The organism is Ruegeria sp. HKCCA6837, from assembly GCF_013034475.1.
GTDB lineage: Bacteria > Pseudomonadota > Alphaproteobacteria > Rhodobacterales > Rhodobacteraceae > Ruegeria.
This window is the reverse complement of the sequence record NZ_WQGD01000008.1, coordinates 65,492-84,232: the sequence shown is the minus strand read 5'-3', so window position 1 is coordinate 84,232 and position 18,741 is coordinate 65,492. Positions and strand designations below refer to the sequence as shown.

Here is an 18,741-nt window from a genome sequence, read left to right as displayed (position 1 = left end):
ATTCCTTTCAGGCGAAATTGATATCGACCGAGCCAAACGGCCCGAAATCCGCGTGAATTTTGGTGCCCGAGGGGCATTCGACGGGGCGGATGAAACTGCCGGACAAAATAGTCTGCCCCGGTTCGATGCTCTGACCATATTGCGCCATGCGACGCGCCAACCAAACCACGCTTTCAATAGGGTCATTCAACACACCGGCGCCAAGTCCGGTTTCTTCAATCTCACCATTGCGGAATGTAAGCGCCCCAACCCAACGCAGGTCAAATGCACCAACCGCGTGGCGTTCGGCACCCAAAACGATGCCTGCATTGGCGGCGTTGTCGCTGATCGTGTCAAAGACAGTGCGCGCCTTGCCGGTCTCGGAATCCACTCTTTGTATGCGAGTGTCCAGAATTTCCAGTGCAGGGGCGACGTAATCCGTGGCAGCGATGATGTCGTCGCGAGATACGTTTTCGCCACCAACGGCGGACTTCATAACAAAGGCGATCTCGGCCTCAATCCGGGGCTGAATGAAACGGCCTGCCGGAACGGTCGCGCCATTGTCAAACGCCATGTCATCAAACAAAATTCCACTGTCGGGAATGTCGATGTTCAAGGCATATTGCATCGCCTTCGAAGTCAGCCCAATCTTCCACCCGATCACCTTGCGCCCTTCGGCCAGTTTCTGGCGATAGATGGCGTTCTGAATCTCATAAGCGTCATCCATACCCATCTCGGGGTGCCGCAGGCTAAGCAGGCCGATCTGTTCGCGCCTGCGTTCGGCTTGCAACAATTCGGCGGCGGCTCGGGCGTGGTCTTCGGTCGTCATACCTGTTCGTCCTCCACCGTGTTGCGCAGGGTTCCGATACCTTCGACGGACACCTCGACAACATCTCCGGGCACCAGGTACTTCGGCGGGTCGAACCGTGCCCCTGCCCCTGTTGGTGTACCAGTGACAATAATGTCGCCGGGTTGAAGAATCATGAAGGTCGAGATGTATTCAATCTCGCGCCGGATCGGGAACATCATGCGGTTCAGAGTGTCGTCCTGCCGAAGCTCACCGTTCACGCGGGTCTGGATGCGGGCATCATCCAGTTGGGCCGCGTCCGTGAACGGCACCAACCATGGACCAATGGCCCCCGAATTGTCCCAGTTCTTACCTTGCGTGACATTGAACTTTGCGTGTCGCACCCAATCGCGAATGGTGCCTTCATTGCACAAGGTCAGCGCCGCGATGTGGTTGTATGCGTCGTCCTGTAAAATGCGGCGACCAGTCTTGCCGATCACGATGGCCACTTCACCTTCATAGTCCAGAGTGTGGTTTTCCGGTGGCCGGATCAGAGGGCGGTCATGACCGGTGAAGCCGCTAGCAAAGCGCGGAAAAAGCGACATGTACTTGGGCTGTTCGCTGCCGTCCTTGTATTCTGCATTCCGGTCAGGGAAGTTCACGCCGACACACAGGATACGGCGCGCATCTGGCATCACCATGTCATAGGTGAATTCGGTATGCGTGATGGCTTTGCCCTCAGCGGCTTTTGCAAGTCGCTCGAACGCCCCCGCGGCAATCACCTCGTAAAGGCTGTCGTGATCGGGGAACGCTTGGTTCAATGCGATCGCACCGTCGTCAGTGATTGCTCCGAAAAACCGTTCCTCACCCGCTAAGAAAGTTGCAAACTTCATTCAAGTGTCTCCCACACGTCCCGGATCACGTCGGCCGCCATCAGGACGTCATCTCGGGTTGTATCGAACTGCCCGACCTGAAAGCGGATGATCTTGCGGCCGTCGAACATGCCTTGGGTGAGATAAATCCGCCCATCATCGTTCAACGCATCGACCAACCGCTGCTGCATTGCATCGTCTCCCGGACACCGGAACGAAAACAGGCTTAAGATCGGGCCGGTCGTGATCTCGAACCCCTCCATCGCTCCGATCTGATCAGCGAGTTCCTTCGCCCACGTCACGTGATTGCGGATGCGCGTGCGGAGTCCTTCCAATCCGTATGAGCGCAACAGAAACCAGATCTTTAACGCCCGGAACCTGCGCCCCAGAGGGATCGTCCACTCCGAGTAATTCGTCACCTCTGCTCCGGTTGTCTTGAGGTATTCCGGCTCGATCTTCAGCGTGTTGAGCTGTGGTGCTGCATCCCGCAAGAACTGGATGGCGCAATCGAATTGCGCGCCCATCCATTTATGCGGGTTGAAGACAATGCTGTCATAGCGGTCAGCACCCCTCCAAAGGGCTTCGCGAAATTCGGGGCAGATCATGGCTGATCCGGCCCAAGCTGCGTCGAGATGGGTGTAAAGGTCGTGTTTTTGCGCGATATCCGCCACGGCCACCAAGTCATCACAGGCCCCAACACCGGTTCCACCTGTGATCGCAATAATACCGGCCGGAACATGACCGGCTGCGATATCGCTTTTAATGGCGGCTTCAAGTGCAGAGGCATCAATCGCAAAGTTGGAACCCAAGGTCGGCAGCTTGACCAGATTGTCCTGTCCAATCCCCGCGACCCAGCAGGCCCTGTCGATGGACGAATGCACTTGATCCGAGCAATAGATCCGCAGCGCGCCCTTGGTGTTCAAACCTTCGCGGTTGCCAGTGAAGCCCGTGGCCCTTTCCCGCATCGTCAGAACCGCCGATAAAGTGGCGGATGAGGCGCTGTCCTGTATAACCCCGGTCATACCTTCGGGCAGCCCGAGGGCCTGCCGCAACCAGTCGACCATGACACCTTCGACCTCGGTGGCGGCGGGCGAGGTTTGCCACAACATGCATTGCGCCGCGATTGTCGTGACCAGCATCTCGGCCAGCATCGACGGGGGCGCGGCATTGGCTGGAAAATAGGCAAAGAAGCGTGGGTGTTGCCAATGGGTGATACCTGGCATCACGATCCGTTCAAAATCGGCCATGATGGCATCCATCGGCTCACCCGCCTCGGGCGGGGTTGCCACAAGCTGGGCCGCAATTTCCCCCGGTGCGGTCTGCGCGCGCACGGGGCGTTCCGCAAGTGTCTTATGGTAGTCGGCCGCCCATTTCGAAATGTGCTGGCCCCAATGCGAAAACGTGTCCCAATCCATGCGTTAACCTTTTGTTGTCGCTGAAAGATCAGCCCGCCCGGTCCCCGCAAGATGCAGCACAACAACGAGCGAATTTTTTATGTTATAAAACAGTTCCGATTGTCCGATGTCAGACCGAGAAACTGACATTCGCCTGACCGGTGCCGGAACTGCCGAAATATGGGGTATAGATGTCGATTTTGCCCTTGTAGCTACCCCAACCCAGCGCTCCGAACAGCAGGGCGGTGTCGTTCATGGCGCACTCTCCGGTGCATTTCTTGGCGTAGTCAGGCAGCATTTCAAGGAACTCTTCAAAACGGCCCTGTTCCCATAATTCCAACACGCGCATGTCCATCTGGCGGTTGAACTCACCATTCACCGCGTTCAACCCTTCGACCGATCGTTCATTCGGGGTGAAATCATGGCTGAGAGACCCTGATGCCAGAACAGACACGTTGCGGTCAGAACGCCGGATGCCTTCGGCAATAGCCTCACCCCAAACCCGGTTTTCCGCAATCGATGAGAATTGATTGACGGCCACAGGCAAGACCCGCGCATTCACCCCTTCGTTGATGAAATGCATGGGCAACAGGGTTCCGTATTCCATACCCATATCTGGATGCGAATGGCCCAGCGCCCGCTCTCCACGCTCGCGCAGAACATCAAGGATCGTTTCCCCAAGTTCATGATCGCCGCGATAGTCGAACTCCATATCCGCTAACATATGCGGCAGTTCGTGGCTTATGAATCGACCCTTATGGTGCTCTTTCGTGTTCAGGTGAAAGCCCTGATTGGTGATCCAGTGGGTATCGAACACAATGAACGTCTCGACTTCGCGGTCTATCGCGTCCTGACGCAGGCGGGCATACCCATCAATGGCAGATTGCCGGATACCTTTGTATTTCGGCATCGTGTGGGACATCCAGATGCTGGGTACATGCGTTATTTTCGCGGCCTGTACGATCTTTCCCATGACGGTTCCTCCTAATGCGTTCTGGTGGTCCCAGTTCGGGGGAACCACCTGAGGCGATTATTTCCCCAATTGCATGATCTTGTGCTGACCGGTTGCGAAACCGATGTGCTTTTGTTCCATATAGAACTCAAAGCTCCAATCCCCGCCGTCGCGCCCGATTCCAGACGCTTTGACCCCGCCAAAGGGCGTAGGCAGGTGACGCACGTTTTCTGAATTCACCCAAATCATCCCAGCCTCCAGCTTGTCTGTAAAGCGCAAGGCACGGGTCAGGTCATTGGTCCAGACATAACCCGTCAAACCATAGGGCGTGTCGTTGGCAATCTGAAGCGCCTCGTCCTCGGTTGCGAAGGGGATCGAGGTCAGAACAGGGCCAAAGATCTCCTCGCGCGCGATGCGCATCTGGTTGGTGGCGTTGGTGAACAAGGTCGGACGGATAAAGTAGCCTTCATTGCCCACCTTGACCCCACCGGCAGCGACGGTTGCACCGTCCTTTTTGGCGATGTCGAAGTAGCTGGTGACTTTGTTGTAATGCTCCTCGGTCACCAATGGCCCAATCTCGGTCGCCGGGTCCAACGGGTGGCCCACCTTGATGTTGTTCACACGTTGGACCAGCTTTGCCTCGAACTCTTCTTTGATCGTATCCTGCACCAGCAACCGCGAAGATGAGGTGCAGCGCTCGCCATTGATCGAATAGATCATGAAGATCACCGCATCCAGCGCGCGATCCAGATCGGCGTCATCGAACACGATCACAGGGTTTTTTCCGCCCAACTCCAGATGGTTGCGCTTGTGCGTGTCCGCGCCTTGCTTGACGATCAGACTGCCGGTGCGGCTTTCGCCGACAAACGCAATCGCCTTGATCAGCTTATGTTCGCACAAAGCTTTGCCTGCATCAGGGCCAAACCCATTTACCGTGTTCAGCACGCCTTTGGGCAGCCCGGCCTCTTCGGCGATCTCCACCAGCAGGCGGGCCGTCAGCGGAGAGTCTTCAGCAGGCTTGTGAACCACCGTGCAGCCCGCAGCCAATGCTGGTGCGATTTTCCAGGTCGACAGCATGAACGGTGTGTTCCATGGGGTAATCACACCGACCGGGCCAATTGGAACGCGCGTGGTGACGTTCATCAGCGTCGGGGATTTCAGATGTTGCCCGTCGCGCGCCTGAACCACCTGATCTGCAAAATACCGAAAATTCTCTGCCCCGCGCAACGCGGCCTTGGACATGAAGCGAAGAGTCTGGCCCGTGTCCCAGCATTCACACAGCGCGATTTCCTCGGCCCGCGCTTCGATGGCATCAGCAACGCGCAACAAGATGCGGCGGCGTTCGGTGGCAGACATGTCGCGCCATTCAGCAAACGCGGCATGGGCGGCCTTGGCCGCCGCATCAATATCATCAGCCGTGCCATGTGCAACGTCGCAGATCACAGATTTGTCGACAGGCGAAGTGGATTGGAACACACCGCCAGACCCGTCCCGGTCTTCGCCAGCGATACGATTGAGAATGCCGGCTTCCTTGAACCGGGCCAGAAAGCTCGTCAGTTTTTCAATATTCGTATCCAGCGCACTCATATTTCAGGTCTCCTGCGAAGTCGCGGCCAGATGGTCGCGGATCGTGCCGGTCTTGGGCGAAAGCTTTGGGTCAATGTCGCGCATCTCAAGCGACAGAGCGATGGAATGCTGCGAAAGAGCCGGCGCCAGATAGGCTTTGACCGCGTCAAATATACGCCGCGTCGCGTCCTGCTTGACGTCTTCCGACCTCCCTGCACGCAGGCGGATCGAGATATCAACAAACCCATGGCCCGGATTTCCATCCGCAATTGCATAGTGGTCCACGCGCGTTGCGCGCACGCGAATGCCCGGCATCGGAAAGGTGTCGATCTCGGCAGCTGTTGCCCTTATGCATTCGCACAGGCCACCCATGTCGATCTTGCCTTCCAGGTTCCCGGAATATTCGACGTGGAAATGTGGCATGATTCCTCCTCTATTACTTAACATGTTTAGTTTTTTGCCAGCCTCACGTCAAGAGATTGCTTTGTTAATCTTTGCAATTTCCGAACCACCGCTCTAGAAGGCCGCATGACCACTCAAAGCCATACCAAAAGCACCGCCCGATCCCTTCCTATCGCGCTGCTGCGTGCCCGTGAAACCGTCATGGCCCCGATCCGGGATATGCTGCAAGGCATCCAGATAACCGAACAGAAATGGCGCATCTTGCGCGTCCTGGATGAGCTGGGCGAAGTGGAGCAAAGCACTATTGCGCACGAGGCTTGTCTGCTGCTTCCAAGCGTGACCCGCATCTTGCGCACAATGGAGGCTGATGCCCAGATCACCCGCCGCCAGGACAGTGACGACAAGCGCCGTACCATGGTCACGATCACGGATGCAGGCCGGTCGATCCTTAGGGAAAACCTGGCCACGTCACTTGCGATTTCCAGCAATATCGAGGCTCAGATGGGTCGTGAAAAGCTGGACCAATTGCTGGACCTGCTAGAGGAATTGCAGGCGGTTAAAGTCTGACCCTGCCTTCAGTCGACAGGGCAGACCTAAAGCTCAAAGAGTCGACAGACCAGTATCCAACGCTGACAAAATCTTGGACACATCGTCTGAGGTGATAACCAGCGGGGGCGACAGAATGATGTTGTTTCCGGATACTCGTACCATCACGCCATCTTCGTAAGCCGCTTTTTGAACCTGCAACGGCAGGTGCTTAGCGACGGGAGCTTTGGTCGCCCGATCGGAAACCAGTTCCAACGCGCACATTAATCCCTCGCCACCGCGTACGTCGCCGATCGCGTCGTGTTTCTCGGCCAGCTTCCGCAACCCGGCGAATAATTCACCCCCTCGCGCTGCGGCGTTTTCCCAAACCCGCAGCCGGTTGATCTCGGACAGAGCAGCCAGTGCCGCCGCTGCCCCAACCGGATGACCGGAGTAGGTGTAGCCCTGATCGACCGATGCCAGCCCCGTAGTGTCCTTTTCGAAGACTTCAGCGACAGAGCCCGAAATCATTGCCGCGCCGAACGGAAAGTACCCGTTGGTGATCGCTTTTGCTGTTGTCATGATGTCCGGCTGAACGCCCCAATGTCGCGCGCCGCTTTCGCTGCCAGTTCGACCAAATGCGGTAATGATTTCGTCCGAAATCAACAGGATACCGTGTTTGGAACACACCTCGCGCACCATGGGCATGAAGCCTTTGTGCGGTGGGATCACACCCCCTGCCCCCAGAACCGGCTCCATGATAAACGCCGCAACCGTGTTCGCCCCTTGAAAGGCGATCTCGGCCTCTAACGCCTTGACGCAAAGTTGCGCCAGACGCTCGGGGTCCGCCTCATCAAACGGGTTGCGATAGGTCCAGGGTGCAGGCACGTGAAAACAACCCGGCATCATCGGCTCATAGACCGCGCGAAACTTTTGGTTGCCGTTGACCGAGGCGGCCGCGAAATGGGTGCCGTGATAGCCCTGCTTGAGGCTGATGAACTTGGTGCGACCAGCATCGCCCCTCACCTTGTGATATTGCCGTGCAAGCTTCAGCGCAATTTCGACAGAGTCCGATCCACCCGACGTAAAGAACGCGCGGGTCAAACCGTCAGGTGCGAAAAACTGCGCCAGCTCATAAGACAGTTCAATGGCTTTGTCATTGCTGGTTCCGCGAAAGGTCGAGTAATAAGGCAACGCGTTCAGCTGATCGGCAATGGCCTGTTTCACCGGTTCGCAGGAATAGCCCAAATTGACGTTCCACAGCCCCCCCACGGCATCCAGCGCTTTGTGACCATCAACATCAATAATGCTGACACCCTCACCGCCATTCAAAATGGTCGGTGGGTTCTTTTGACTGTCGGCAGGATGCGCCATCGGGTGCCAGAAATAACGGGCGTTGTTTTCCTTCAGAAAGTTCGAGTCTTTCATGGTGCGGGCCTCCGGAAGTATCGTTCACCCTCGGTCACGGGTGGAATTCAGTTGGAAAAGTGTCGGGCAACTGACCGCCAAAATCGGCGGTCAGGTCCGTCGAAAGTGCGTGCAATGCAGACAGAATGGATGGCAGGCGGTCGTCGGTGGCGCGGCCTTCGGGCACAGCAATTGCGATGGTCCCCAGAGCGACTTGATCAATGCCAAAGATTGGCGCGGCGTATCCAAAGACGCCCTCTTCATAGCTGCCGTTGCTGTTGGCCCAACCCGAGACACTGATCTGCGCAACACGTTCTTTGATGAGTTCAGGATCAATGAGCGTGGCGTCTGTGAAGCGGACCTGCTCGTTGTGATCCAAATCTTCCATAAGACTGGTCGGGCCAAAACTGAGCATACAAAGACCCGAAGCCGTTGCATTGATCGGCAGGATCTCACTGGGGTCAAGGCTGACGCGCACGCTGTGCCGCGTTGTTTCAACCACCAATGCGGTTTGCAGCCCGGTCTTTTCCAACAGTGACAGATGCAGGCTTTCCCCAACGTGCTGCATCGCTATTTGCATTTTCTGACGCGCACTTTCGATGCCCGGCCGTGCGATTTCACGCAGCGCTGCCAGACGCAAGGCTGCAGGTCCGATAGCATAAGACTTGGTCATGGGATTCTGCTCGATCAGACCGTACTCTTCAAGCGCACGTAGGTGACGCAGCGCGGTTGCCTTGTTCAAACCGGACAATCGCGCAAAGTGACTCAGCCCGATTTCTGGTCGCGCGCTTGAAAAGTAATCCAGCATTTTTAAGGCATTAAGGGCTGTTCCCATGTGTTTCACTTCCTCTTACTCAGGGAATACTTGACAGAACTAACTTAACAAAGCAACATTATTATTGTTAACGAGGTTCAATTAATGAACCATCTTGGGAGGAGTCAATGAAGAAATTTCTTACAGCTGCGGCTTTAGTGGCATCTGCAACCGCCGCTCTGGCGGAGTACCCTGAAAAGCCGGTCAGCTTTGTGGTGCCGTGGCCTCCGGGCGATCTGGAAGATGTTCTGACGCGGATGATCGCCGATGAATTTCAAGCCATGTATAGCGTTCCAGCCGCCGTCGTAAACAAACCCGGCGGTGGCGGTGGCCCGTTCCCCGGTGCTGTGGAGGTGGCAACCGCCCCCGCAGATGGCTACACCATCGGGTCTTTTGTCATCGGTGTGCCGGTCATTGGTCCCGAAATCGGCATCCCCGAGCTCAACCCCAACCCGTTTGATCCCATCGGGATCTTCCTGACCTATCCCTTCGTGATCGCAGCCAGCAAGGATGCGCCTTTCTCAAGCTGGGAGGAGCTGGCGGAACACGGCAAGGAAAACGACGTCGCACTTGGCCATTTCGGTTCCGTTTTGCCACCGACCCAGGTGACCTTTGCCGCTGCCGTCAGCAGCGGGTTCGACTTTGCCAGCGAAGCGGCGTTTGACGCGCTGGACTGCAACACTCTGGCATCCGGCGATGTCGACGTAATCAACACCACCCTTCAGCTCATCCTGCCGTGTTTGGATCAGGTGAACGTACTTGCCAGCATCGGCGGCGAGCGGATTTCGCTGGTGCCCGAAACACCGACAATCGTGGAACTGAACCCGGATCTGCCTTTGGCCCTGTGGAACGGGTTGTTTGTCCACAAGGACACCCCAGCAGACGCCCGTGAAAAGATTTCGGCGGCGGCACAAAAGGCGCTGAGCTCTGACAGGGCCAAACAATTGGCAGAGGAGACCGGCGCTCTCATTTACTGGCAGGATCCTGATGCCTCCAATGCTCAGATCGAGCAGGACAAGGCCTCTTTTGCCAAGATCGAAGCAATCTTGGGTGAATAAAGCCGAACGGGCCCGGCTATTGCGAAAGACTGCCGGGCCCTTTCTTTCAAGTAGGAGGCCACGATGATTGCAAAGACCTTGCAAGACATGTTCCGGCGCTATCGACGCCCCGGGGACATCGTGTTTGCCACTATGTTCTTTGTGTTCTCGCTGTTCCTCCTCAGCCAGCTCGGCTCTGAAACACAAGTCGTCAAAAGAACAAAGTGGTTTGCGCAGCCTGCTTTGTGGCCAACCATTGCGATCTGGGGCATGGTTGTGTTCAGCGGTCTGCATTTGCTGAGCTCATTCCTGTCACCACGTATTCCCGGCCGATTGCGAGAGATCACGTTTTGGCTGAAGTCGCTCGAATACGTTGTCTATTTTCTGATTTACGTTGTTACGGTTCCATGGCTTGGATACCTGCCCTCGACCATGCTGTTTGCAGCCCTTCTGACGGTACGTTTGGGGTTTCGTTTACCAGGTGCCTTTTGCATTGCCCTTGTCTTTGGCGCTGTGGTCGCAATCGTCTTTCGGGCGCTGCTGCAGGTGAACATCCCCGCGGGTCGCGTTTATGAATACCTGCCCGACGGGCTGCGCGCCTTTGCGCTGACCTATCTATGAGGCCGCAATGGACGATCTGATTTCCGGCTTTGCAATTCTGGCCCAATGGCAGGTCATGGTGGCGCTGATCATCGGCTCTGTCGGGGGCGTCATCATTGGCGCATTGCCCGGCGTGGGCGCCGCCGTGGCCATCGCGATCCTGTTGCCTGCTACATTTGCTTTCGAACCTATCGTTGGGCTGACCCTTCTGCTGGGCATCTACGGGTCGTCCATGTATGGTGGCGCAATCCCGGCCATTCTGATCAACACCCCTGGCACGGCCGTGAACGCCCTGACCACCTATGACGGCTATCCCATGACCAAACGTGGCGAAGGCCATCGGGCCTTGTCGCTGGCCTATTCAGCTTCGTTCTTTGGTGGTATTTTCTCGATCCTTTGCCTGATCGTCCTTTCACCCGTTCTGGCCTGGGTCGCCCCGCATTTCGGCAGTCGCGAGATTTTTCTGGCCGCTTTCATGGGTATTTTGCTGGTGATCCTGGCCCATCGCGGGCAGACTTTTTCCGCTGCGATGCTGGCGTTTTTTGGCATCTTCCTGAACACAGTGGGGCTGGAGCCTGTCAAATACACGCGACGCTTCACGTTTGAACAAACCTGGCTGTCGTCGGGCGTCGATCTTATCGTTGTCGTATTGGGTCTGTTTGCAATCAGCCAGGCACTGCTTTTGCTGGTCGACAAGGAACACGCCCCCGGCGAAGCACATGTTCGCGGCAATATATTTACCGGCTTGAAAGAGCTTTTAGGCCTGAAGCGCATCGCCACTGTGTCGTCATCACTGGGCGTTCTCATGGGCATGGTACCGGGCACCGGCGAATTCACGTCCCAGTTCCTGTCTTACACTTACGCTCAGAAGAGCTCAAAGGACCCTGATGCGTTTGGCAAAGGATCGCCCGAAGGTCTGGTGGCGTCTGAGGCCGCCAACAATGCTGTTCCGGGGGCTGCAATGATCCCGCTTTTGGCGCTGGGTATTCCGGGTGAGGCTCTGACCGCGATGATGCTGTCGGTTTTCTACGTCCACAACGTGATACCCGGCCCGCAACTGTTTGCGGAACAGATGGATTTTGTCATGGCGCTGTATATGGCGCTGATCCTTCTGAACGTGGTCGTTCTGATCTTTCTGCTGTTTTCGACCAATCTGCTGCTGAAACTCATTCAGATTCCAACCCGCTTTCTGGGCATTATGATCCTGACCCTTTCTTTTGTGGGCGTGTACAGCCTGCGAAACTCGATCACGGATTGCGCGATTGCTGCCGGGTTCGGTGTTTTCGGCCTGGTCCTGAAACGCCTGAACCTGCCGATCGTGCCCATCATTTTGGGTATGGTTCTGGGTGGGATCATGGAGGTCAAACTGCGCAGCGCCATGGCTCGGGTGAAATCACCGCTTGATTTCATCGACCGGCCCATCGCGGCAATCCTGTTTGTGATGATCCTGGGGATCATCCTGTTGCACATCCGCTCTCTGATCCAGGAACACAAAGACCGCGTCAAACCGCAACCGGTTCTCGACGAAGACACGACACAGCAAGGATAACGCCTCATGGATCAATCCTCGATTGACGCGCTGCGCACTCAGGAAATCACTCCGCGCGGACATTTCATAAACGGCCGCTTTCAGGATGGTAAAACCGGTGCTCAGCATCAAGCTCATTCACCGATCAACGGTCAGCCGCTGGCGCTGATCGCCGAAGGCAGTGCCACAGATGTCGACGCCGCCGTACGCGCGGCGCGGGTGTCGTTTGAAGATGGGCGCTGGTCACGAATGGCCCCTGCGGGCCGTAAGAAAGTGCTGCTGAAGCTTGCCGATCTGATCGAAGCCCAAGCGCTGAAGATTGCTGTTCTGGGTGTTCGCGACAACGGGACCGAGATCAACATGGCCTATAAAGCAGAGGCGCTCTCGGCTGCGGCAACGTTCCGGTATTATGCCGAAGCCATCGACAAACTGTACGGCCAGATCGCTCCCACGGGCGATGAGGTTCTGGGTCTGATACATCACGCACCCGTAGGCGTTGTCGGCGCGATTGTGCCGTGGAATTTCCCTTTGATGATCGGTAGCTGGAAAATTGCCCCGGCGTTGGCGGCAGGCAACTCCGTGGTCTTGAAACCCGCAGAAAGCGCTTCGCTCAGCCTGTTGAAAATCGCCGAACTGGCAGCTGAGGCCGGGGTGCCAGACGGCGTGTTCAACGTGGTGACGGGGCGCGGGCCAATTGTGGGCGAAGCGTTGGCGCTGTCGATGGATGTCGACATAATTGTCTTCACCGGGTCCGGCGCGACAGGAAGGCGGCTTTTGGAATATTCCGCACGCTCCAACCTAAAGCGTTGTTATTTGGAACTGGGGGGCAAATCGCCGAACATCGTCTTTGCCGATGCCCCGGACCTTGCCGAAGCGGCCAAGGTTTCAGCCGCTGGTATATTCCGCAATTCGGGCCAGGTCTGCGTCGCCGGATCGCGCCTGTTGGTCCAACAGGAAATTTACGAGGACTTCGTCTCCGAAATCACCCACCACGCCTCAGCCTTTCGCGTTGGCGATCCGTTGGACCTGAACATCCAGATCGGCGCGGTTCACAGCCTGTCCGAGTTGCAGGCCAATCTGGATTTCGTGACCAAAGCCGAAGCGGAAGGCGCTGAGCGCCGCACAGGTGGCGCCCGTATTCTGACCGAGACTGGTGGTTATTACATGGCGCCGACCGTCATGGCCGGGGTGAAAGAAACTGACACGCTGTTCCAAAACGAAGTCTTTGGCCCTGTTCTGGCCGTCACGCCCTTCAAGGACGAAGAAGACGCGATCCGTCTGGCAAACGCGACCGTTTACGGGTTGGCTGGTGGGGTCTGGACCTCGAACTTGGGCCGCGCACATCGCATGGTCGCAGGCATTCGTGCCGGGGTTGTCCATGTGAACACCTATGGTGGCGCAGACCTGAGTGTTCCCCTTGGTGGCGTGCGCCAATCCGGCAACGGACACGACAAGTCGCTGCACGCGATCGAAAAATACTTCGACCTGAAAACCGCCTGGATCAAACTCTGATCGCTGAGGGGTAAGGGAGGCACAAATGACAAATAAGACTATCCTGTTGATCGGCACCTATGACACCAAAGAACCCGAAATGCGGTTCATCGAAGAGGCAATTCAAACGCAGGGTGCCGATGTGTTGACGATGGATGTGTCCGTTCTGGGAGACCCCTCTGCGCCAGTTGACATCTCAAAACATGACGTGGCCGCGGCTGGTGACATGACAATTGATGAGGTCATCGCCCAGGGAGACGAAAACAAAGCCTTCCGCATCATGTCTGCCGGGGCCGCTAAAGTGGTTGCGCGGGCCTATGCCGACGGACGGTTTGACGGGATGCTGGCCACCGGTGGCACAATGGGCACCGACCTTGCGCTGGATTGTGCGCAGGCGCTGCCGATGGGTGTGCCGAAATACATCGTCTCAACCGTCAGCTTCTCACCGCTTATCCCACCACATCGGCTGGCCCCCGATATTCAGATGATCCTTTGGGCGGGCGGCCTCTACGGCATGAATTCAATCTGTCAATCTTCGCTCAGTCAGGCGGCTGGAGCCGTGGTCGGCGCGGCAAAGGCTGCCATCGTACCGGACCGTAGCAAGCCGCTGGTTGGCATGACCAGCCTGGGATCATCCTGTCTTCGGTACATGAAGACCCTCAAACCAGCACTGGAAGAGCGCGGTTTTGAAGTGGCCGTGTTCCATTCCACAGGGATGGGCGGCATGGCCTTTGAAAAACTGGCCAGCGAAGGCGCGTTCGCCTGTGTGATGGATTTCTGCATGCAGGAATTCGGAAACCTGATGGCGGGTTCTGTCGTGTCCAGCGGTGAGGACCGGGTTACCAATGCCGGGCGCATGGGTATCCCGCAGATGGTCGCCCCCGGCGCGCTGGACTTGCTGGATTTTGCGGGCTGGCAGGACATCCCCGAACACTATGCCGATCGCCCTTTTCATGAACACAACCGGTTGATCAAAAGCTCGGTCTTCAACGGCGCCGAACGGCGTGCCTGGATTCGGGAACTTGCCAATCGATTGGGTGCGGCCAAGGGGCCTGTGCATTTCTTTTTGCCGCTGCAAGGCATCGAGGCCTGGGACAAGAAAGGCGAAGAGGCGCATGACCCACAGGCCCTGGCGGAAATGATCGACGAAGCTCGCCAAGTGATGCCGGATCAGGTGCCAATGACTGAACTGGAAGCCCATATCAACGATACGGCGTTCTGCGACGCCGTTTTGGCGCTTTTCGATGAGTGGGTCGAACGTGGCATCGTGACATCCTCGCCTTAGCCTTCACGACCAACGCAAGTGCCTAGACCACTGGTTTGATGCAGTTACTCTGGCGATCAGACCCTTAAAGCACGCGCCTACTTTGCATGAAATTCATTCACAAAAATCGGCCAATAATGGAATTGAGCTAAAACTTGACCCTTTCTAAGATGCGCGGGAAAACACCTTATCTAGGACGCGCTTATGCGGCGAACACGATCAAGAAGGGCCCCCGGTTCCGAAACTCCAAAGCTGACAACGCCGCCCGTCGGAGGGCGGTTCATGCCACTGGACAACAGCAAACTGGCCCATATCAACGATACGGCGTTTGATATTCTGGAACGGATTGGTGTGTCCGGTGCGCCGGAGGACATTCGCGTATTGGCGTTGGAGCATAGCGCAACGGAACGGGACGACGGGCGCATCACCTTTTCGCGCTCTTTGGTTGAAGACATAATCGCGGGGGCGTGTAAACGCGTAGAACTGCCCGGTTTCATTCGGGATCGCGGGATCGAGATTGGAGGCGGCCGCGTCCATATCGGTACCGGCGGTGCAGCGGTACAGGTGCTGGACGCCGCTACAAATACGTTTCGCGACAGCACGTTGCAGGACTTGCACAGCCTGATGCGCATCGTTGATGCCTGCGACAACATCCATTATTCCCTGCGTCCCGTTGTGGCGCGAGATCTGGAAGACCCGCTGACGCTGGACATCAACACAGCTTTTGCCGCGATGAAGGCAACCTCAAAACCCATCGGCACAAGCTTTTTCGAGCCCGCCAATGTGACCCCCGTGGTTGAGATGTTTAACGCGGCTTTGGGCGGTGAGGGGACGTTCAAGGCGCAACCCTTCTGCTTTGCGTCCGTCTGTCACGTGGTGCCACCGCTGACACTGGCCGAGGAAGCCTGCGGGGTAATGCGTGAATGCGTGCGGTTGGGGATGCCGTTGCAAATCTGCTCTGCGGCGCAGGCCGGGGCCACAAGCCCGGCCGCGCTGGCTGGCGCCTTGGCGCAGGGTTTGGCGGAATCCTTGGCCGGTCTGGTGCTGGTCAACATGATGCAACCGGGCTTTCCATGCATTCTGGCTTTTCTGCCCTTCATTTCCGATCTGCGCACCGGTGCGATGACCGGCGGGTCGGGCGAGGCTGCGGTCGCCAACGCTGCTGCGGCGCAGTTGCTTTTGAACCTTGGCCTGCCTTCGACCGTGTCTGCAGGTATGACAGATGCCAAGACAGCCGATACACAATCGGGCTATGAAAAGGGATACACTATCGCGCTCGCGGCACAGAGCGGGGCCGATATGATCAACCTGTCTGTTGGTATGCTGGGCTCGATCATGGCCGCCAGCAATGAAGCACTGGTCATAGACAACGACATGTGCGGGGCCATCCTGCGATCGGTGCGCGGCGTGGAAATGTTCGAAGGCTCGATTGATCTGGACATGATCGAACAGGTAGTGACCGGCGAGGGGCACTTCCTCGGCACTGCTCAGACCCTGGATCTGATGACCAAGGAATACGTCTATCCGTCTTTGGGCGACCGCCAGAGCGTCAATGACTGGCTTGAAAGTGGTGCGCAAACTGTCTGGGACAAGGCCATAGCCCGCGTTGCCGAGATCGAAGCACAGCCCGCACCGTCCCATCTGCCCGCCGACATCGAGGCCGCCCTGCGCGCCCGCATGCCTATCCATTTGAAAGACTAAGCACATGAAAAGCCAAGCCAAAGTTGTGATCATCGGGGGCGGCGCGGTTGGTGTCTCGACTCTTTATCATCTGGCCAAAGCCGGTCTGACCGACGCGCTATTGATCGAAAAGAACGAACTGACCAGCGGCTCGACCTGGCACGCGGCGGGCAATATACCGACCTATGCCAACAGCTGGGGCGGCATGCGCGCGGGCAATTATGCTTGGCGGCTGTATAAGGATCTGGCGGAAGAGGTCGATTATCCGATCACCTACCGCCACACCGGCGCGTTCTGGCCCGCCCACACACCCGAACGCATGGACCTGTTCCGCCATCTTGTCGGCATCTCGAAAGGCTTGGGCTATGACATGGCGATGCTCACCCCGTCCGAAATGGATGACATGCACCCTTATTTCAGCTCGGGCGACAGCATCATGGGCGGCATCCTTGATCCCTATGAAGGCGATGTGGATCCTTCGCAAGTGACCCAGGCTCTGGCCAAAGGCGCTCGGGATAAGGGCGCGGCGATTGCGCGGTTCACCACGGTCACCGGCATTGAACGCCGCGCTTCCGGTGAGTGGGAGGTGCAGACCAACAAGGGCAATGTGGTCTGCGATATCGTGATCAACGCAGGCGGGTATTACGGTCGCCAGGTGGGTGAGATGGTCGGCCAGAAACTGCCCGTCGTAACGCTGGAACACCAATATTTGGTCACCGAAAGCCTGCCGGAACTGGAAGCGAACCTGGAAAACTTCCCCCTCGTCCGCGACCCGGACATCATGTATTACCTGCGGCGCGAGCGGAACGGGTTGCTGCTGGGCTCATATGGCCACGAAGGGCGGCCCGCATGGCTGGACGGGATGCCCGATTGCTTTGCCAACCAGCTTTATCCCGACAGCGTCGACGACATCGCCGAAATCCTCGAAGCCGCGCTGGAACATGTGCCGTTATTGGGCGAGGCCGGGGTCAGCCGCTTCGTGAACGGCCCGATACCTTACAGCCCCGATGGCGCGCCGCTCTGTGGTCCGGCCTTTGGTCTGCCGAATTTCTACCACGCTTGCTGTTTCCCGGTGGGTATCACCCACTCAGCAGCAGCGGCGAAAACCCTGACCGAGTGGATTACCGAGGGCGAAACCGAATGGGACATGTCCTTCTGGGATCCCCGTCGTTTTGGCGAGGAATGGGCGACGTTCGACTACACCGTCAAACGATCAAGTGAGTTGTACGAGCATCAATACGCGATCCCTTATCCGCATCGCTTGTGGAAATCGGGCCGTCCCGTGCAGACCACCCCGTTGTATGACAAGCTCAAGGCTAAGGGCGCGGTATTCGGACAGGTCGCCGGGTGGGAGCGCGCCTTCTGGTTTGAAACGGACCAAATCAAGGATGATAGCCAGCTAAGCTTCCATCACGAGGTCTGGCACGATGCGGTCAAAGCTGAATGCGAAGGCGTGCGCGACCGGGTTGGTGTGATGGATAACGGCGGCTTCACCCGGTATGAGGTTGAAGGACCAAAGGCCACCGAGTTCCTCAATCATGTTTTCTGTGGCGCAATGCCCGCCGTGGGCCGCGTCAAGCTGTCCTATATGCTGACCCCCAAGGGCAAGATTTGGTCCGAGGCCACGATTGCACGGCTGGATGAGAACAAATACCTGCTCTGCGGCCCGACTCTGGCCGATCAGCGCGATCACGACTGGATGTCGAAATTCCTGCCGGACGAGGGCGTGACCCTGACCCGAGGCTCTGAGTTTGACGCTGCCTTGATGATCATGGGACCAAAATCCCGAGACGTGCTGCAACCGCTGACCAAGGATGATCTGTCCAAAGAAAACGCCCCTTGGATGTCGGTGCGCGAGATCACCATTGCAGGTGCACCGGTCATCGCGCTGCGGGTATCTTATGTCGGTGAGTTGGGCTGGGAACTGCACATGCGCAGCGCCGATCTGGTCAGTGTGTATACCGCCATCATGGAACAAGGTGCTGATCACGGCATTGTCGAGTTCGGCTCTTACGGGCTGAACGCCATGCGGCTTGAGAAAGGCTATCACGGCTGGGGCGCTGATTTCGGCATCGAATATACTGCCTTTGACGCCGGTCTGGATCGCTTTGTCAGCAAGAAGAAAAGCAGCTTTGTCGGGCGCGACGCGTTTCTGGCGCAGGCTGAGCAGCCGAAAGACTATCACTTCACCGCCTTCGTACTCGACGGCCACGGCGCCGACGCGCTGTCTTCCGACCCCATCTGCCGGGATGGAAAGCCGGTGGGCTATGTCAGCTCGGGCGGCACCGGCTTCCGCATCGGCAAGCGGATCACTCTGGGCTATTTGACCGAGGCGGCGCAGCCCGGTGATTTATACCAGATCGAAGTGCTTGGCGTTCCGGTCAATGCGACTGTATCGACGGTGCCGTTCTACGATCCTGAAAACGACCGGTTGCGGGGATAA

General features: G+C 57.3%; 16 protein-coding genes. 8 read left to right on the top strand and 8 right to left on the bottom strand.

Features of this window, described 5'->3' with window-relative positions; translation table 11 throughout:
* Positions 1–7: 7 nt before the first annotated feature.
* The 6 genes from hpaH to GOV91_RS12765 form a co-directional block, all read right to left on the bottom strand.
* Positions 8–808, bottom strand: a complete 801-nt coding sequence (gene hpaH, locus GOV91_RS12790; protein ID WP_171235798.1) for a 2-oxo-hept-4-ene-1,7-dioate hydratase — start codon at positions 806–808, stop codon at positions 8–10.
* On the bottom strand, positions 805–1,659 hold the full coding sequence (locus GOV91_RS12785) for a fumarylacetoacetate hydrolase family protein (protein WP_171235797.1): 855 nt from the start codon (positions 1,657–1,659) through the stop codon (positions 805–807). The genes hpaH and GOV91_RS12785 overlap by 4 nt, the downstream gene beginning before the upstream one ends.
* Complete coding sequence (locus GOV91_RS12780; RefSeq protein WP_171235796.1) at positions 1,656–3,053, bottom strand: pyridoxal-dependent decarboxylase; 1,398 nt, start codon at positions 3,051–3,053, stop codon at positions 1,656–1,658. The genes GOV91_RS12785 and GOV91_RS12780 overlap by 4 nt, the downstream gene beginning before the upstream one ends.
* Positions 3,054–3,162: 109 nt before the next feature.
* Positions 3,163–4,005, bottom strand: coding sequence for a 3,4-dihydroxyphenylacetate 2,3-dioxygenase (hpaD, locus tag GOV91_RS12775; protein WP_171095184.1), 843 nt, complete (start codon positions 4,003–4,005; stop codon positions 3,163–3,165).
* A 57-nt stretch (positions 4,006–4,062) separates the two neighbouring features.
* Positions 4,063–5,571 (bottom strand): 5-carboxymethyl-2-hydroxymuconate semialdehyde dehydrogenase, encoded by a 1,509-nt coding sequence (gene hpaE, locus GOV91_RS12770; protein WP_171176615.1) that lies wholly within the window; start codon positions 5,569–5,571, stop codon positions 4,063–4,065.
* Positions 5,572–5,574: 3 nt separating this feature from the next.
* Positions 5,575–5,973 carry a 5-carboxymethyl-2-hydroxymuconate Delta-isomerase gene (locus GOV91_RS12765; RefSeq protein WP_171176613.1) on the bottom strand — a complete coding sequence of 133 codons (399 nt, stop codon included), beginning with the start codon at positions 5,971–5,973 and terminating at the stop codon, positions 5,575–5,577.
* Between the two features lie 105 nt (positions 5,974–6,078).
* Here GOV91_RS12765 and hpaR point away from each other — a divergent pair, with 105 nt between their 5' ends.
* Entirely contained in the window at positions 6,079–6,519 is a 441-nt protein-coding gene (gene hpaR / locus GOV91_RS12760) for a homoprotocatechuate degradation operon regulator HpaR (RefSeq protein WP_171176611.1), read from the top strand.
* 33 nt (positions 6,520–6,552) lie between these two features.
* On the opposite strand, the gene GOV91_RS12755 is transcribed toward hpaR, so the two are convergent.
* On the bottom strand, positions 6,553–7,905 hold the full coding sequence (locus GOV91_RS12755) for an aminotransferase class III-fold pyridoxal phosphate-dependent enzyme (RefSeq protein ID WP_171235795.1): 1,353 nt from the start codon (positions 7,903–7,905) through the stop codon (positions 6,553–6,555).
* Positions 7,906–7,939: 34 nt separating this feature from the next.
* Complete coding sequence (locus GOV91_RS12750) at positions 7,940–8,719, bottom strand: IclR family transcriptional regulator (RefSeq protein ID WP_171235794.1); 780 nt, start codon at positions 8,717–8,719, stop codon at positions 7,940–7,942.
* 107 nt (positions 8,720–8,826) lie between these two features.
* Between GOV91_RS12750 and GOV91_RS12745 the strand changes: the two genes are divergently transcribed.
* The 7 genes from GOV91_RS12745 to GOV91_RS12715 all read left to right on the top strand — a co-directional run bounded on the left by GOV91_RS12745 (position 8,827) and on the right by GOV91_RS12715 (position 18,741).
* Positions 8,827–9,756, top strand: a complete 930-nt coding sequence (locus tag GOV91_RS12745) for a tripartite tricarboxylate transporter substrate-binding protein (protein ID WP_171235793.1) — start codon at positions 8,827–8,829, stop codon at positions 9,754–9,756.
* A 63-nt stretch (positions 9,757–9,819) separates the two neighbouring features.
* The gene (locus GOV91_RS12740) at positions 9,820–10,356 is read left to right on the top strand and encodes a tripartite tricarboxylate transporter TctB family protein (RefSeq protein WP_171235792.1); all 537 of its coding nucleotides are present in this window, start codon (positions 9,820–9,822) and stop codon (positions 10,354–10,356) included.
* Between the two features lie 7 nt (positions 10,357–10,363).
* Positions 10,364–11,884 (top strand): tripartite tricarboxylate transporter permease, encoded by a 1,521-nt coding sequence (locus GOV91_RS12735; protein WP_171235791.1) that lies wholly within the window; start codon positions 10,364–10,366, stop codon positions 11,882–11,884.
* Positions 11,885–11,890: 6 nt separating this feature from the next.
* Complete coding sequence (locus GOV91_RS12730) at positions 11,891–13,375, top strand: aldehyde dehydrogenase (protein WP_171235790.1); 1,485 nt, start codon at positions 11,891–11,893, stop codon at positions 13,373–13,375.
* A gap of 25 nt (positions 13,376–13,400) precedes the next feature.
* On the top strand, positions 13,401–14,639 hold the full coding sequence (locus GOV91_RS12725; RefSeq protein WP_171235789.1) for a Tm-1-like ATP-binding domain-containing protein: 1,239 nt from the start codon (positions 13,401–13,403) through the stop codon (positions 14,637–14,639).
* 261 nt (positions 14,640–14,900) lie between these two features.
* Positions 14,901–16,319, top strand: coding sequence for a trimethylamine methyltransferase family protein (locus GOV91_RS12720; RefSeq protein ID WP_171235788.1), 1,419 nt, complete (start codon positions 14,901–14,903; stop codon positions 16,317–16,319).
* 4 nt (positions 16,320–16,323) lie between these two features.
* On the top strand, positions 16,324–18,741 hold the full coding sequence (locus GOV91_RS12715) for an FAD-dependent oxidoreductase (protein WP_171235787.1): 2,418 nt from the start codon (positions 16,324–16,326) through the stop codon (positions 18,739–18,741).

Bases quoted from the DNA above. Each gene is read 5' to 3' on its own strand.
- hpaH (WP_171235798.1), bottom strand. From the start codon at position 808: ATGACGACCGAAGACCACGCCCGAGCCGCCGCCGAATTGTTGCAAGCC.
- GOV91_RS12785 (WP_171235797.1), bottom strand. From the start codon at position 1,659: ATGAAGTTTGCAACTTTCTTAGCGGGTGAGGAACGGTTTTTCGGAGCA.
- GOV91_RS12780 (WP_171235796.1), bottom strand. From the start codon at position 3,053: ATGGATTGGGACACGTTTTCGCATTGGGGCCAGCACATTTCGAAATGG.
- hpaD (WP_171095184.1), bottom strand. From the start codon at position 4,005: ATGGGAAAGATCGTACAGGCCGCGAAAATAACGCATGTACCCAGCATC.
- hpaE (WP_171176615.1), bottom strand. From the start codon at position 5,571: ATGAGTGCGCTGGATACGAATATTGAAAAACTGACGAGCTTTCTGGCC.
- GOV91_RS12765 (WP_171176613.1), bottom strand. From the start codon at position 5,973: ATGCCACATTTCCACGTCGAATATTCCGGGAACCTGGAAGGCAAGATC.
- hpaR (WP_171176611.1), top strand. From the start codon at position 6,079: ATGACCACTCAAAGCCATACCAAAAGCACCGCCCGATCCCTTCCTATC.
- GOV91_RS12755 (WP_171235795.1), bottom strand. From the start codon at position 7,905: ATGAAAGACTCGAACTTTCTGAAGGAAAACAACGCCCGTTATTTCTGG.
- GOV91_RS12750 (WP_171235794.1), bottom strand. From the start codon at position 8,719: ATGGGAACAGCCCTTAATGCCTTAAAAATGCTGGATTACTTTTCAAGC.
- GOV91_RS12745 (WP_171235793.1), top strand. From the start codon at position 8,827: ATGAAGAAATTTCTTACAGCTGCGGCTTTAGTGGCATCTGCAACCGCC.
- GOV91_RS12740 (WP_171235792.1), top strand. From the start codon at position 9,820: ATGATTGCAAAGACCTTGCAAGACATGTTCCGGCGCTATCGACGCCCC.
- GOV91_RS12735 (WP_171235791.1), top strand. From the start codon at position 10,364: ATGGACGATCTGATTTCCGGCTTTGCAATTCTGGCCCAATGGCAGGTC.
- GOV91_RS12730 (WP_171235790.1), top strand. From the start codon at position 11,891: ATGGATCAATCCTCGATTGACGCGCTGCGCACTCAGGAAATCACTCCG.
- GOV91_RS12725 (WP_171235789.1), top strand. From the start codon at position 13,401: ATGACAAATAAGACTATCCTGTTGATCGGCACCTATGACACCAAAGAA.
- GOV91_RS12720 (WP_171235788.1), top strand. From the start codon at position 14,901: ATGCCACTGGACAACAGCAAACTGGCCCATATCAACGATACGGCGTTT.
- GOV91_RS12715 (WP_171235787.1), top strand. From the start codon at position 16,324: ATGAAAAGCCAAGCCAAAGTTGTGATCATCGGGGGCGGCGCGGTTGGT.